The 14,245-nt window shown below is 39.0% G+C and carries 16 protein-coding genes; 12 read left to right on the plus strand and 4 right to left on the minus strand.

The window, feature by feature from the left end; all coding sequences use genetic code 11:
* The first annotated feature begins 2 nt into the window (after positions 1–2).
* The 11 genes from AACV33_RS07470 to ptsG all read left to right on the plus strand — a co-directional run bounded on the left by AACV33_RS07470 (position 3) and on the right by ptsG (position 10,586).
* Positions 3–956 (plus strand): beta-ketoacyl-ACP synthase III, encoded by a 954-nt coding sequence (locus AACV33_RS07470; RefSeq protein ID WP_012550753.1) that lies wholly within the window; start codon positions 3–5, stop codon positions 954–956.
* A gap of 60 nt (positions 957–1,016) precedes the next feature.
* Positions 1,017–1,940 carry an ACP S-malonyltransferase gene (gene fabD, locus AACV33_RS07475; protein ID WP_182700059.1) on the plus strand — a complete coding sequence of 308 codons (924 nt, stop codon included), beginning with the start codon at positions 1,017–1,019 and terminating at the stop codon, positions 1,938–1,940.
* Between the two features lie 19 nt (positions 1,941–1,959).
* Positions 1,960–2,694, plus strand: a complete 735-nt coding sequence (gene fabG, locus AACV33_RS07480; protein WP_026469757.1) for a 3-oxoacyl-ACP reductase FabG — start codon at positions 1,960–1,962, stop codon at positions 2,692–2,694.
* A 168-nt stretch (positions 2,695–2,862) separates the two neighbouring features.
* Positions 2,863–3,096, plus strand: coding sequence for an acyl carrier protein (acpP, locus tag AACV33_RS07485; protein WP_017022099.1), 234 nt, complete (start codon positions 2,863–2,865; stop codon positions 3,094–3,096).
* Between the two features lie 92 nt (positions 3,097–3,188).
* Positions 3,189–4,430, plus strand: a complete 1,242-nt coding sequence (fabF, locus tag AACV33_RS07490; protein WP_012550756.1) for a beta-ketoacyl-ACP synthase II — start codon at positions 3,189–3,191, stop codon at positions 4,428–4,430.
* A gap of 98 nt (positions 4,431–4,528) precedes the next feature.
* A complete protein-coding gene (pabC, locus tag AACV33_RS07495; protein WP_065610857.1) occupies positions 4,529–5,335 on the plus strand; it encodes an aminodeoxychorismate lyase in 807 nt (268 codons plus the stop codon).
* Positions 5,329–6,339 (plus strand): endolytic transglycosylase MltG, encoded by a 1,011-nt coding sequence (gene mltG, locus AACV33_RS07500; protein WP_017022098.1) that lies wholly within the window; start codon positions 5,329–5,331, stop codon positions 6,337–6,339. Before pabC ends, mltG begins: the two co-directional genes overlap by 7 nt.
* 2 nt (positions 6,340–6,341) lie before the next feature.
* A complete protein-coding gene (gene tmk, locus AACV33_RS07505) occupies positions 6,342–6,974 on the plus strand; it encodes a dTMP kinase (protein WP_017022097.1) in 633 nt (210 codons plus the stop codon).
* Entirely contained in the window at positions 6,964–7,935 is a 972-nt protein-coding gene (gene holB, locus AACV33_RS07510) for a DNA polymerase III subunit delta' (protein WP_182700060.1), read from the plus strand. Before tmk ends, holB begins: the two co-directional genes overlap by 11 nt.
* Position 7,936: 1 nt before the next feature.
* A complete protein-coding gene (locus AACV33_RS07515; RefSeq protein WP_017022095.1) occupies positions 7,937–8,707 on the plus strand; it encodes a TatD family hydrolase in 771 nt (256 codons plus the stop codon).
* Between the two features lie 448 nt (positions 8,708–9,155).
* Positions 9,156–10,586 carry a PTS glucose transporter subunit IIBC gene (gene ptsG / locus AACV33_RS07520; protein ID WP_017022094.1) on the plus strand — a complete coding sequence of 477 codons (1,431 nt, stop codon included), beginning with the start codon at positions 9,156–9,158 and terminating at the stop codon, positions 10,584–10,586.
* Positions 10,587–10,643: 57 nt separating this feature from the next.
* On the opposite strand, the gene AACV33_RS07525 is transcribed toward ptsG, so the two are convergent.
* The 4 genes from AACV33_RS07525 to AACV33_RS07540 form a co-directional block, all read right to left on the minus strand.
* Entirely contained in the window at positions 10,644–11,285 is a 642-nt protein-coding gene (locus tag AACV33_RS07525) for a glutathione S-transferase (RefSeq protein WP_023603834.1), read from the minus strand.
* Positions 11,286–11,359: 74 nt separating this feature from the next.
* Entirely contained in the window at positions 11,360–11,455 is a 96-nt protein-coding gene (locus AACV33_RS07530; RefSeq protein WP_017022092.1) for a MetS family NSS transporter small subunit, read from the minus strand.
* Position 11,456: 1 nt separating this feature from the next.
* Positions 11,457–12,923 carry a sodium-dependent transporter gene (locus AACV33_RS07535; protein WP_017022091.1) on the minus strand — a complete coding sequence of 489 codons (1,467 nt, stop codon included), beginning with the start codon at positions 12,921–12,923 and terminating at the stop codon, positions 11,457–11,459.
* 381 nt (positions 12,924–13,304) lie between these two features.
* Positions 13,305–13,886 carry an outer membrane beta-barrel protein gene (locus AACV33_RS07540; protein ID WP_182700061.1) on the minus strand — a complete coding sequence of 194 codons (582 nt, stop codon included), beginning with the start codon at positions 13,884–13,886 and terminating at the stop codon, positions 13,305–13,307.
* 150 nt (positions 13,887–14,036) lie between these two features.
* Between AACV33_RS07540 and cydH the strand changes: the two genes are divergently transcribed.
* The gene (cydH, locus tag AACV33_RS07545; RefSeq protein ID WP_017022089.1) at positions 14,037–14,126 is read left to right on the plus strand and encodes a cytochrome bd-I oxidase subunit CydH; all 90 of its coding nucleotides are present in this window, start codon (positions 14,037–14,039) and stop codon (positions 14,124–14,126) included.
* The last annotated feature ends 119 nt before the right edge of the window (positions 14,127–14,245 follow it).

The following is a 14,245-nucleotide window of genomic DNA, read 5'->3' on the forward strand; positions in this document are numbered from 1 at the left end:
TCATGTATAGCAAAATTTTAGGTACTGGTAGCTATTTACCAGCACAAGTTCGCACTAACGCGGACTTAGAAAAAATGGTCGATACTAGTGATGAGTGGATTCTAGCTCGTACAGGTATTAGTGAGCGTCGTATTGCTGGTGAAGGCGAATCAGTTGCTACTATGGGGCATCTTGCTTCTGTTAAAGCAATTGAAATGGCTGGAATTGATAAGAATGATATTGATCTGATTATCCTAGCTACAAGTACGCCAACGTATTCATTTCCGTCTTCCGCATGTGAAGTTCAAGGGTTATTAGAGATCCAAGGCTGCCCAGCTTTTGATCTATCTGCCGCTTGTTCTGGTTTTGTTTATGCTTTAAGTGTTGCAGATCAACATATTAAAACAGGCATGGCAAAGAATGTTTTAGTGATCGGCTCTGATGCTGTATCACACACATGTGATCCTACCGATCGTTCTACCGTTATCTTATTTGGTGATGGTGCGGGTGCGGTTGTTGTTGGTCAAAGTGAAGAGCCTGGAATTATTTCTACTCATCTTCATGCTGATGGTAAATTTGGTGAGTTGCTTTCATTGCCAGTTCCTTCACGTCGTAATGAAGAAGCTGATAAGTGGTTGTACATGGCCGGTAACGAAGTGTTCAAAGTTGCCGTTACGCAGCTTTCTAATTTGGTGAAGGAAACCCTTCATAAAAACCAAATGGACAAATCGGAACTTGATTGGTTAGTACCACACCAAGCTAATTTACGAATTATTAAAGCAACTGCAAAAAAACTGTCGATGTCGATGGATCAAGTTGTTGTTACTTTAGATCGTCATGGTAATACTTCAGCAGCGACAGTTCCGACTGCGTTAGATGAAGCAGTACGTGACGGCCGAATCAAACGAGGCCAAACCTTATTGCTTGAAGCATTCGGTGGTGGCTTTACGTGGGGCTCTGCGCTCGTTAAATTTTAGTTTGATTGTTGGGATGTCATCCCACTTTCTTTCTTTGTTTATTTAAAGGAAATAATACCCATGAGCAATTTTGCTATCGTTTTTCCAGGCCAAGGCTCACAAGCTGTAGGCATGCTTGCTGAATTAGGTGAGCAACATGAAGTGGTAACACAAACTTTTGCAGAAGCATCTGAAGCATTAGGTTATGACTTATGGTCTTTGGTTCAAAATGGTCCAGCTGAAGATTTAAATCAAACATTTCGCACTCAGCCAGCATTATTAGCAACCTCTGTTGCATTATGGCGTGTGTGGCAAGAACAAGGCTTAGCACAACCAAGTGTTTTAGCTGGTCATAGTCTTGGTGAGTATTCTGCTCTTGTCTGTGCTGGTGTTATTGACTTTAAAGAAGCGATAAAATTAGTTGAACTACGTGGTCAATTAATGCAAGAAGCGGTTCCTGCGGGGGTTGGTGCTATGTTTGCTATCATCGGCTTAGACAATGATTCTATTGCTAAAGCATGTGAAGATGCAGCACAAGATGAAGTCGTTTCTCCTGTTAACTTTAATTCTCCAGGTCAAGTTGTTATTGCGGGCAATAAAGATGCTGTTGAGCGTGCCGGTGTATTGTGTAAAGAAGCGGGCGCTAAGCGAGCACTTCCTCTACCAGTATCAGTGCCTTCTCATTGTGCATTAATGAAACCTGCAGCTGATAAATTAGCCGTTGCGTTAGAAAGCATTGAGTTCTCAACACCTGTTTTACCTGTTATTAATAACGTTGATGTTATTGCAGAGACGGATCCTGCAAAAATTAAAGACGCACTTGTTCGTCAATTATATTGTCCAGTACGTTGGACTGAAGTCGTTGAACAAATGGCTGAACAAGGTGTCGAAATGTTGTATGAAGTTGGTCCAGGTAAAGTACTTACTGGTTTAACTAAACGAATCGTAAAATCACTTAGCGCTGCAGCGGTTAATGATACCGCTTCTCTTGAAGCTGCTAAGTAATTAAAGGGAAAATTAAATGATGAATTTAGAAGGCAAAATTGCCTTAGTTACTGGCGCTAGCCGTGGTATTGGTCGTGCTATTGCTGAGCAATTAGTGTCTCGCGGTGCGACAGTTATTGGTACTGCAACTTCTGAAAATGGTGCAGCGGCAATCGGTGACTATTTAGGCGAAAATGGTAAGGGCCTTGCATTAAATGTAACTGATGCTGAGTCTATTGCTGCTGTACTTAAAACAATCAATGATGAGTTTGGTGCGATTGATATCTTAGTTAATAACGCTGGTATTACTCGTGATAACCTACTTATGCGCATGAAAGACGATGAATGGATGGATATTTTAGATACCAACCTAACGTCTATTTTCCGTTTATCTAAAGCGGTTCTTCGTGGCATGATGAAAAAACGTAATGGCCGTATTATCAACGTAGGTTCTGTTGTTGGTACTATGGGTAATGCGGGTCAAACAAACTATGCAGCTGCAAAAGCTGGTGTCATTGGTTTTACTAAATCAATGGCACGTGAAGTCGCTTCTCGTGGTATAACCGTGAATACTGTTGCTCCTGGTTTTATCGAAACTGATATGACAAAAGCCTTGAATGATGAGCAACGAGCTGCAACACTATCATCTGTACCTGCGGGTCGTTTAGGTGACCCTAAAGAAATCGCTGCTGCGGTTGTCTTTTTAGCGTCCCCAGAAGCCGCTTATATCACGGGCGAAACTTTGCACGTGAATGGCGGCATGTACATGGTTTAATTTATAAAGTTGGCTTGAGAGTGACTTAAGTCAATTTTGGGTTAAAATTGCACTAAAAATCACGAATTTCGTGGTTTGACCAGCAATCTTAGCCTTGCAACTTTCTTATTAATGAATAAAATACAGCAAGTATCGCAAATCAGCGAAATCTGTAATTAGGAAAATAAAATGAGCAATCTTGAAGAACGCGTAAAGAAAATCATCATTGAGCAACTAGGTGTTGATGAAGCTGAAGTTAAAAACGAATCATCATTTGTTGACGACCTAGGCGCAGATTCACTAGATACAGTTGAACTAGTTATGGCTCTAGAAGAAGAGTTTGACACTGAGATTCCAGATGAAGAAGCTGAGAAAATCACTACTGTTCAAGCTGCTATCGACTACGTAACTAGCGCACAGTAAGAAATACCCTCCAGGCGGTCACTCTTGACCGCCTGAGTTTTTTTATACGCTACAATCCCTATCTAATTCAATTAATTCCGGAGAAATATATCGTGTCCAAACGTCGTGTAGTAGTTACAGGCATGGGTATGCTAACACCGGTGGGTAACACTGTTGAAGCAGCCTGGAAAGCGCTGTTAGCAGGCCAAAGTGGTATCGTTAATATCGAGCACTTTGATACCACTGAGTTTACGACTCGTTTTGCAGGTCTCGTTAAAGACTTTAATGCTGAAGAGTACATGTCTAAGAAAGACGCTCGTAAAATGGATTTATTCATCCAATACGGTGTGGCTGCTGGCATTCAGGCATTAGATGACTCGGGTTTTAAAGTTACTGAAGAAAATGCACACCGCATTGGTGCTGCTATTGGTTCAGGTATTGGTGGTCTTGGCTTAATTGAAGCCGGTCACAAAGCCTTTACTGCAAAAGGTCCTCGTAAGATCAGCCCGTTTTTCGTGCCTTCAACTATCGTAAATATGATTTCTGGTCATATGTCGATCATGCGCGGTCTACGTGGTCCTAATATCGCAATTTCAACGGCTTGTACGACAGGTCTTCATAATATTGGTCATGCTGCACGTATGATAGCTTATGGTGATGCTGACGCAATGCTAGCGGGTGGTGCAGAAAAAGCATCAACAGAGCTAGGTATGGGCGGTTTCGGTGCAGCTAAAGCACTGTCTACAAATAATGAGAATCCACAAGCGGCTTCACGCCCATGGGATAAGAACCGTGATGGTTTTGTTCTAGGTGATGGCGCAGGTATGATGGTTCTTGAAGAGTATGAACACGCAAAAGCGCGTGGTGCTAAAATCTACGCTGAATTAGTCGGTTTTGGTATGAGCGGCGATGCTTACCATATGACTTCTCCTACTCCAGATGGTTCTGGTGGTGCGTTAGCTATGGAAGCGGCAATGCGTGATGCAAATGTAACGGGTGAACAAATCGGTTATGTTAACGCGCATGGTACATCAACACCTGCGGGTGATGTTGCTGAAATCAAAGGCATCAAACGTGCTTTAGGTGAAGAAGGTTCTAAGAAAGTATTAGTGTCATCAACAAAATCAATGACAGGTCACCTATTAGGTGCTGCGGGTTCTGTTGAAGCGATTATTACTGTTATGTCTTTGATTGATCAAATAGCGCCACCAACGATTAATCTTGATGATCCTGAAGAAGGTTTAGACATTGATCTTGTTCCGCATACTGCTCGTAAAGTTGAGATGGAATACGCTATTTGTAATTCATTCGGCTTTGGTGGTACAAACGGCACATTAATATTTAAGAAAATGTAATAACTTGTTTGTGAGGCTTAATTAGTTTCACTCAGTTAGTTATACTAGAAAGCGGCTTGATATTATATCAAGCCGCTTTTTTCTGTTTGGAGTACTGTATGTATTGGGTTAACGGGGTAGTTACGGATTCATTACCACTCACTGATCGTAGTATTCAATATGGTGATGGTTCTTTTACGACCATGAAAGTTGAGCGGGGGAGAGTCCGTTTATGGGACTTGCACTTAGCTCGTTTAAAAGAAGCGTCAAAACGATTAGATATCAAGATTGAAGATTGGCTCCTTCTTGAAACGCAAATTGAATCTTGCGCCCATGAACTTCAAGATGGTGGCATTAAGATACTGATCAGCCGAGGGAGTGGTGGACGAGGTTATTCTCCTGAGGGCTGCCATGATACACAAATTATTGTGTCGACTTTTTCTTATCCAACGTATTATCAGAATTGGAAAGAAGGCGGTATTAGTTTGATGCTTTGCGAAACCCAGTTAGGGTTGTCACCATTACTTGCAGGTATGAAGCATACAAACCGATTAGAACAAGTTTTGATTAAGAAAGAAATCGCAAAAACAATGTATCTTGATGGCGTGGTTCTTGATCTTAATAACAAAGTTATAGAGACTTCAATAGGCAATATTTTTTGGGTGAAGGGTGATAATATTTACACCCCTAATTTATCAAACTCTGGTGTTGAAGGTGTGATGAAAGCACACATTTATGCATTGGCTAATTTACATGGGCTAACGTTGTTCGAAACATCAATTTATGTAGACGAACTATGCATGGCCGATGAAGTTTTTATTAGTAATTCATTATTTGAAATAGTGCCAATTAATGCAATTGGCAATACGACTTTTGACAGTCATAAGTTGTCTCATTGGTTTCAGGAGAAATTGTACTCGTGCTAAAGAAATTTTTATTCCTTATTTTAATTATCATCATTGGATCTGTAGGTTTTGGATTTTGGAGCTATCAACAAGCAATTAAATTTACAGAGCAACCAGTTTTATTAGAAAAAGCCCAACTAATTGAAGTAAAACCAGGTACAAGCTACCGTAAGTTGATTCGTGAATTTGAAGAGAATAAATGGGTATCGAATACTAAATGGGCTCGTTTTACTCATAAAATATCACCAGAATTGACTGAAATTAAAGCGGGTACTTATTGGATTGAACCTAATCAATCACTTGCTTCGGTTTTGACACAGCTAAAAACAGGTAAAGAGCATCAATTTTCGATTACTTTTGTTGAAGGTAGCCGTTTTTCTGAGTGGCAAGCGCAATTAGAACAAGCCCCTTATTTAAAGCATGAGTTAAGCGGGTTATCTGAAAAAGAAGTGGCCAATAAATTGGGCATTGATCGCGCGAAGGTTGAAGGATTATTTCTGGCTGAGACATACCATTATACTGCGGGTATGAGTGATTTTGATATTTTAGCTCGCTCTCATAAAGCATTGGTCACGGTATTAAACGAAGAATGGCAGACTAAATCGGTAAATCTACCTTTAAAATCCTCTTATGAAGCATTGATTTTGGCCTCTATTATAGAAAAAGAAACGGCCATTGATTCAGAAAGAGAACGTGTTTCATCTGTATTTGTTAACCGTTTGAAACGTGGAATGCGCTTACAAACAGATCCTACTGTAATTTATGGTATGGGTGACAAGTATGATGGCAATATTCGTAAAAAAGATTTACGTACCCCAACTGCTTACAATACGTATACCATTAATGGATTACCGCCAACGCCGATTGCAATGGCTGGCCCTGCATCAATTAAAGCAGCATTACATCCGGAAACGAGCCGGTATCTTTATTTTGTTGCGGATGGAACGGGTGGTCATAAATTCACTAAATCATTAGTTGAGCATAACAAAGCAGTTAGAGCTTACTTAAGAACCTTAAGAAATTAATTATGTCTAAATTTATTGTTATTGAAGGCCTTGAAGGCGCGGGTAAAAGCACCGCAATTAAGAACGTATTAGCAACACTGGCTAAGCATGGAATTACAGCACCAGTGACGACAAGAGAGCCTGGTGGAACGCCGTTAGCAGAAAAAATGCGCGAACTAGTAAAGCAAGGCCATCCTGATGAGCCATTAACGGATATGGCCGAGTTATTACTATTGTATGCAGCACGAGCTCAGTTAGTTGGTAATGTTATTAAACCCGCTTTAGCCGCAGGTAATTGGGTGGTTGGCGATCGTCATGATCTGTCATCTCAGGCTTATCAAGGCGGTGGTCGTGGTTTTGACCGTGAGTTAATGGCGACCATGAAAAGAACAGTACTTGGTGATTTTACACCAGACTTAACTATCTATATGGATATTGATCCGAAGTTAGGGTTACAGCGTGCTTCTGCTCGTGGTGAGCTAGATAGAATCGAACAAATGAAACTGGATTTTTTTGAACGCAGTCGTGAACGTTATTTAGAATTGGCTAATAATGACGAAAGTATTATAACCATTGATGCAGGACAAGACTTAGATACGGTAACAGCATCGATTATTGCAGCTTTAGAAATATGGTTAGCGACGAATGGCAACTAAACTCTATCCTTGGCAGAAAGAGGTTTGGTCGCAATGGCAACAATTGATTGAAAATGATCGATTGCCACACGCCATTTTATGCGCCATGCCTGATGGCGTTGGTCGAGACCGCCTTGCTCAATATTTTGCTGATACGCTAGTTTGCTTGACACAAGGAATAGAACCTTGTGGTTTTTGCCATAGCTGTGGATTACTTGAATCAGGTAATCATCCTGATTTGCATTGGATCAGACCTGAAGTTGAAGGGAAATCTATCTCTGTCGATCAAATTAGGCAGTGTAATCAATGGGCTTTAGAATCATCTCAATTTAATGCAAAACGCGTTATTATTATTGATCCTGCCGAAAAAATGACAGAATCTGCCGCGAATGCTTTATTAAAGACATTAGAAGCGCCACCAAAGAACTGCCATTTTGTTTTACTTGCTAGTTCACCGCACAAGCTATTACCGACGGTTCGGAGTCGATGTCAGGTCTGGCATCAACCAAGTATTCCTGCCCCTATTATCCGCGATTGGTTAATGGAGACTGAACAATTAGATGTGACGCAACAATCAATTATAATAAATGCCTATTCTCCGTTACTTGTTCGTGGTTATTATCAGGAAAAAAAAGTCTCCCTGCATAAACAACTACTTGCCGAATTCACAGTTTATGCGGATTCTTACTTTTCCAATATTTCAGGAATATTACCTTTGTTGGTTAAATTAGGGGATGAAGGCCTATGTTGGTTAAGTTATTTATTGTCTGACATACAAAAAGTACAGCTAGGAGTTGGCACTAACTTAGTGCATTGTGATGAACTTACTTACGTTCAAAAACATGCAATTAAGCTCAACGCTGATTTAGTATACAAACAATATTTATCATTAAATGAGTTGCGACAACAGTTAAATAGTCATCCTGGATTGAATAAAGAATTATTAATTACTCAATGGTTATTTGAGTTTATTGGAGCGTAATGTGTTAATTGATTCACACTGTCACCTTGATAAATTAAATTATGATGATCTGCATGTTAGTGTCGGTGATGTTATAGAAAAAGCAAAACAACGTGGGGTTAGTCAGTTTTTAACGGTAGGCGTTACGCTTGATGCTTTTCCAAATATGATGGAAATGATTGAAGACCATCCAGAAGTTCATGCTTCTTGTGGCATCCACCCACTTGATGTTGAATCTAATTTCGACTTAGCGCTTTTCCGTGAGTACGCATCAAATAAAAGAGTGATTGCGATTGGTGAAACAGGGCTTGATTACTTTTATCAGCCAGAAACAGCAGAAAGACAGCGTGACTTGTTTACCCAACAAGTAGATGTTGCTGTTGAATATAATAAACCTCTTATTATCCATACTCGCCAAGCAAGAGAAGACACATTAGCAATTTTAAAAAATGGTCATGCAGAAAAGTGTGGTGGGGTGATACATTGTTTTACTGAAGATTGGGCATTTGCTCAAGCGGCAATTGAACTTGGATTTTATATCTCTATTTCTGGGATTGTTACTTTTAATAAAGCTTCTGAATTAAAAGATATAGTGCGTCGCTTACCTCTGGATAGGTTATTAGTTGAAACGGATTCTCCGTATTTAGCACCGGTACCTTACCGTGGTAAAGAGAACCAACCTGCCTATGTGAAAGAAGTCGCAGAGTATATTGCGTTGTTAAAATCGACTTCAGTTGAAGAAGTTGCGGAAAACACGACAAATAATTTTAAAAATCTTTTTTTGAATCGATAAATAGCATTTGTTGATAAAGCAATCAAAAGGGAGGAGATTACCTCTCTTTTTTTTGGTTAATTGATTTAATACAGGTTTATGTAACTATTTTACTAAGTAAACGTTTTCGTTAGATGCTTATTTACCCGATCTATTTTTGTTGCTAAAAATAACATTCCACTTTATGAGAATATTATCAATAATTGTTATTTTTCAATATGATAGAGTAAAGTCGACTTTTATGTGCAACTTTTATAAAGGCTTGCTTTTGTGATCACTGCAGGGTTTTAAAACAATAAATGAAAACATGCTAGAAAGTGTTTTTACATAGGTCTATATTTAGCGACAGTTTGATTATAGATACGAATACTTACAATTTGTTGATTACATAAGGCAAGGGGGATATTGCCGTAATGAGTAAGTAAGTAGGGTTCTTTATAATTGTATTTATAAATATTAGGAGCAAAACATGTTTAAAAACCTTTTTGCCAGTTTACAGAAAGTTGGTAAGGCACTTATGTTGCCAGTATCAGTTCTTCCTGTTGCTGGTATTCTTTTAGGAGTTGGTGCAGCCAACTTTAGTTTCCTTCCAGAAGTTGTTTCTCATTTAATGGAACAAGCTGGTGGTTCAGTATTCGGCCAAATGGCACTACTCTTTGCAGTTGGTGTTGCTCTTGGTTTCACAAACAATGACGGTGTAGCGGGTCTTTCTGCTATCGTTGGTTATGGCATCATGACAGCAACACTAGGCGTAATGGCTGAAGTGATGGGTGTTGATGGCATCGAAACGGGTGTTCTTGGTGGTATCCTTGCGGGTGGTGTTGCTGGTTGGGCATTTAATCGTTTTTACCGTATTCAACTTCCTGAATATTTAGGCTTCTTTGCTGGTAAACGTGCAGTACCTATCATTACTGGTTTTGTATCAATTGCGTTAGGTGTGATTTTATCTGTTATCTGGCCACCAATTGGTTCAGTAATTGCGTCTTTCTCTGATTGGGCTGCTCATCAGAACCCAGTAGCTGCTTTTGGTATCTACGGTGTTGTTGAACGTTCTCTAATTCCTTTTGGTTTACACCATATCTGGAACGTACCATTCTTCTATGAAGCGGGTTCTTGTGTAAATAATGCGGGTGAACAAGTTCACGGTATTATGACTTGTTTCCTAACCGCTGATGATGCGTCTCGTGCTGCGGGTAATGGCTTCGGTCAACTTGCTGGTGGTTACTTGTTTAAAATGTTCGGTCTTCCTGCTGCTGCAATCGCGATTGCACATTCAGCGAAACCTGAAAACCGTGCAAAAGTAATGGGTATCATGGCATCTGCTGCGTTAACTTCATTCCTTACTGGTATTACAGAACCGATTGAATTTGCATTCTTATTTGTTGCTCCTGTTCTTTATGCTATTCACGCAGCTCTTGCTGGCGTGGCATACATGCTGACTAACGCATTAGGTATTGTTCACGGTCACACATTCTCAAATGGTTTCATTGACTTCATTGTTCAATCTCCACATGCTGAGAAAATGCCTCTTCTAATTGGCTTAGGTCTTGTTTACGCTGCTGTTTACTACATCGTATTCCGCTTTGTAATTAAAGCAATGAACCTTAAAACGCCAGGTCGTGAAGATGAAGATGACAATGCAGCGCCAGCAGTAACTGGTACTGAATTGGCTGGTGAACTTGTTGCTGCCTTTGGTGGTAAAGAGAACATCACAAACTTAGATGCTTGTATTACTCGCTTACGTGTTTCTGTAGCAAGTGTAGAAGCGGTAAACCAAGACAGACTGAAACAACTAGGTGCAGCAGGCGTTGTTGTTGCTGGTTCTGGTGTTCAGGCAATCTTTGGTACTAAATCAGATAACTTGAAAACAGACATGAATGAATGGATTAGCCATAACTAATTCCTGATTTTATGAATGAAAAAAGGAGACTTTCGAGTCTCCTTTTTTATTGCCAGTCTAAAGAGTACGGTCTTTATTTTGAGGGAAACTGACTTCATGCTGTGAGTCTAACCAAGTCGGGTATTTTGTCATAATGGAAAGGAATAAGTGTGACTCTATAAAGTGATTAAGCCACTGTCGAGTAAGCGCATAGTTACTTTGTTTGAACCATTGAATATCCACAAAAGCAAACTGTCTAATAAATGGTAAAATGGCAATATCTGCAAAGCTGTATTGTTCATTAAACAGCATTGTTGATTTTGATAATCGACTCTCTATCTTTTCCAAGAATATCTCTCCTTGTTCGCGATAATAGACGTCGGAATGCTCAGGGTAGCGATCTGAATATTTGTATTTATCTAACCATCCTTTGAATTCATGGTCATTCTCTTGAATTAAAAGATGCATCTCTTCTGTGGAATTAATAAGAAGCTCTGAGTCGATTAAAGCCCACTTCATAATATCCAAACTTTCATCTATAACACAGCCATTATCTTTAACTAAAACAGGCACCGTTCCTTTAGAGGACGCTATAAGTAGGGCTTCTGGTTTATGCTTTAATTCTATCTCCCGTAGCATCACGGTACGATGAGAGAGCGAAAGACTTAATCGAGCGCGCATTGCATAAGGACAGCGTCGAAATGAATAAAGTATTGTCATGAATTTACACCTTAGGGGAAATAAAAAAGCAGATCCGAAGATCTGCTTTATATTACTATTGTTTAGGACTGAGGTTATTCACTTTTCATCGCTTTACGAATACAGATGGCAGCGCCACCCCAAGTAATTCCTAAACCAATAACCATCATAATAATTGCACCAGTTGTCATATTAAGCTTCCTTACTTGTTTTATTAATAACAATCCCAACAACTAACATTGCAGCGATAAGACCCCAACCAAGGATCAGTAGATCTGATTGTGCATAACCACCGTAACCATCTGTAATCGTATTTACAATATTAGTTCCAAGGATAACGATTAAGAATGCAGGGCTAATAAAGCGGAGGCAGATTTCAAACCATTTACCTATTGTAAATTCAGATATTGCATTTACATGCTTACGAATATCAGTAAGTTTAACTAACCACCCCATAATAATGAGTTCAAGTAAGCAACTTGCAAGTAGAGCGATGTTATTAATAAAGTAATCGACTAGGTCAAGTAATAACAGACCACCATTGGTTGCAAATGCCATTGATACAACTAAACCTGTACCACAAACAACAGACGCTGCTTTTTTACGTGACCAGTTTAACTTATCAATAAAGGCAGAAGTCACGGCCTCAATAATAGAAATATGAGAGCTGAGTCCTGCCACAACAAGAGCAAGGAAAAACAGAGGACCTAAAATATAAGGAGCAGGTAATAAGTTAATGGCAGCAGGGATAGTTACAAAGGCAAGACCCACACCAGCACTCACAACTTCTGTTAATGGTTTCCCTTGTTCTTGGGCCATATTGCCTAAGATAGAGAAGATTAAGATACCAGCAATAATAGAAAAACCACAGTTGATCAATACGGTCATGAAAGCATTGTTATTTATGTCTGATTTCTCAGGTAAGTAACTTGAATAAGCTAACATGATTGCAAAACCAACACTTAATGTGAAAAATATTTGTCCATAAGCCGCTGACCATACTTTAGGGTCGGTTATTTTGCTGAAATCAGGTTGGAATAGATAGTTAAGACCATCTAATGCGCCCGGTAAGAAGACCATACGTCCAATAAGTGCGATAACCATGATAAAGAGTAAAGGCATCATGATTTTACTTGCTCGTTCAATACCGCTCTTAACACCGCCAAAAATAGCGGCGAAGGTAATCGCCCAAGCAATCAGCATTGGAATTGCTATATGCCATTGAATGCTACCTAGTTTGCTTGGGGAGTTATCACCTAGTTGTAGGTATTCACCAAAGAAAAAGGCATTCGTGTCTTGTCCCCAACTTTGTGAAAAAGACATACTGAAGTAAGAGATAGCCCAACCAATAACGGCCACGTAATAAACGGCGATTACCGCTGCGATTAATACTTGGAACCAACCAAGCCATTCATATTTTTGATTTAATTTTGCAAAGGCACGAGGTGCAGAACCTCTGTATTTATGACCCATACCAAATTCCATTATCATAAATGGAATACCTGCAGTTAGCATAGCAAATAGATAAGGAATAAAGAAAGCACCACCACCATTTTCATAAGCCATATATGGAAAACGCCAAATATTACCTAATCCGATAGCAGAACCTACTGCGGCAAGAATAAATCCTGCTCGAGAACCCCATTGTTCACGCTTCATAAAACACTCCTTTAAAAAACTTTTCCCTGAGAATTGAAGCTTGTTTAGTATCATTCTCTATTAAATTTGAAATAAATTTGCTCAAACTAGATGGATTAGCTAAGCATTACAGGCAGATTACCTATTAATACTTGTTAAGGCAATATGAATAAAAGGTAGTGCAATTTGTATTAAATAGTCGATTATGCTGATTTTTTGATTATAACTAGAGTATGGTTTTATCGGGGGGAATGTATATAAAGTTTACTATTGTTAATTAATGGTTAAATAATTGATTGTGTTTTTTTATAAAAAAGTCCAAATGATGGGAAAATAAGCATTTCATTTTAAATTAATGAAAATGAAATGCTTAATAGTCGAAGTATTGTGTTTTTCTAATTGTTAGAAATTGAAACGAAAGCCTACGTTAGCTTGAAATTGGTTCACCCAATCACTTTCGTATTTTATTACACAAGAGCTGCTTGTTGAGTTTGAAGCGCAGGTGCTATCAACACTACTATTCATCGAAGTCCCTAACCAGCGGCCCTCGAACTGCAATGCAAAATGATCCGTAAAATGGTATTGCAAACCAGCAAATGCGCCTGCGGAAAAGTGAAGACTGTCATCAACCCAATCAACGTCAGAGTAAGTTGTACCAATACTTAACCCTAAGAAAGAGCTTAGATTATGTGTTAATTGATAATCTAAAGCGCTTTGAAAATGTAAATATTGAAGTTTTGATTTGAGGTTTACACCATCAACATCATTAGTTTGATTGCTATAAAACAAGCCAATTCGACCTAAATCATAATCGGTCTCAATACTTAATGAATAAGCGGTATCTGCTTTTAAATCGAGAATGTCATCATTAACGGTTTCAACTTCACCGCCAGAAGCGTAGCCAATGGAAGGCGTGATATAGATCTGAGAAAAGGCAGAAAGTGGCGTAAAAGCTAATAGTGTAAATAATGTTAATCGATTCATGTGTTCCCCTAGAATTCCATTTCATAGAAGTGATTATTATGCTGATATTGTGACTCTAATACCAACTTGATTGATTAACTGTGTCTATTCCTTGAACACACTTCAAATTGGTGTTAATTTTTTGTTACAAATAAATGGCAAGGAGCTATTATGGATCGTGATTTTAAATTCGCACTTATTACTACTGTCGCTGTATTTTCAGGCCTAGCATTTTTTGGAACGTTAGTTCTAACAGCCTAGAATGATGAATAGAATAAAAAAAGAGTAATAAAGTTTAATCTTTATTGCTCTTTTTAATGGGGCGAATGTGGCGTTTTGAGAGTGAAAAAGCACATTTTGTATCGATTACAATAGGAATG

Source organism: Aliivibrio sp. SR45-2, from assembly GCF_963890165.1.
Lineage (GTDB): Bacteria > Pseudomonadota > Gammaproteobacteria > Enterobacterales > Vibrionaceae > Aliivibrio > Aliivibrio salmonicida.

Coding starts and splice junctions, on each gene's coding strand:
- fabG (WP_026469757.1), top strand. CDS start 1,960: ATGAATTTAGAAGGCAAAATTGCCTTAGTTACTGGCGCTAGCCGTGGT.
- fabD (WP_182700059.1), top strand. CDS start 1,017: ATGAGCAATTTTGCTATCGTTTTTCCAGGCCAAGGCTCACAAGCTGTA.
- AACV33_RS07470 (WP_012550753.1), top strand. CDS start 3: ATGTATAGCAAAATTTTAGGTACTGGTAGCTATTTACCAGCACAAGTT.
- acpP (WP_017022099.1), top strand. CDS start 2,863: ATGAGCAATCTTGAAGAACGCGTAAAGAAAATCATCATTGAGCAACTA.
- AACV33_RS07540 (WP_182700061.1), bottom strand. CDS start 13,886: ATGAATCGATTAACATTATTTACACTATTAGCTTTTACGCCACTTTCT.
- holB (WP_182700060.1), top strand. CDS start 6,964: ATGGCAACTAAACTCTATCCTTGGCAGAAAGAGGTTTGGTCGCAATGG.
- AACV33_RS07535 (WP_017022091.1), bottom strand. CDS start 12,923: ATGAAGCGTGAACAATGGGGTTCTCGAGCAGGATTTATTCTTGCCGCA.
- pabC (WP_065610857.1), top strand. CDS start 4,529: ATGTATTGGGTTAACGGGGTAGTTACGGATTCATTACCACTCACTGAT.
- AACV33_RS07525 (WP_023603834.1), bottom strand. CDS start 11,285: ATGACAATACTTTATTCATTTCGACGCTGTCCTTATGCAATGCGCGCT.
- tmk (WP_017022097.1), top strand. CDS start 6,342: ATGTCTAAATTTATTGTTATTGAAGGCCTTGAAGGCGCGGGTAAAAGC.
- ptsG (WP_017022094.1), top strand. CDS start 9,156: ATGTTTAAAAACCTTTTTGCCAGTTTACAGAAAGTTGGTAAGGCACTT.
- cydH (WP_017022089.1), top strand. CDS start 14,037: ATGGATCGTGATTTTAAATTCGCACTTATTACTACTGTCGCTGTATTT.
- AACV33_RS07530 (WP_017022092.1), bottom strand. CDS start 11,455: ATGACAACTGGTGCAATTATTATGATGGTTATTGGTTTAGGAATTACT.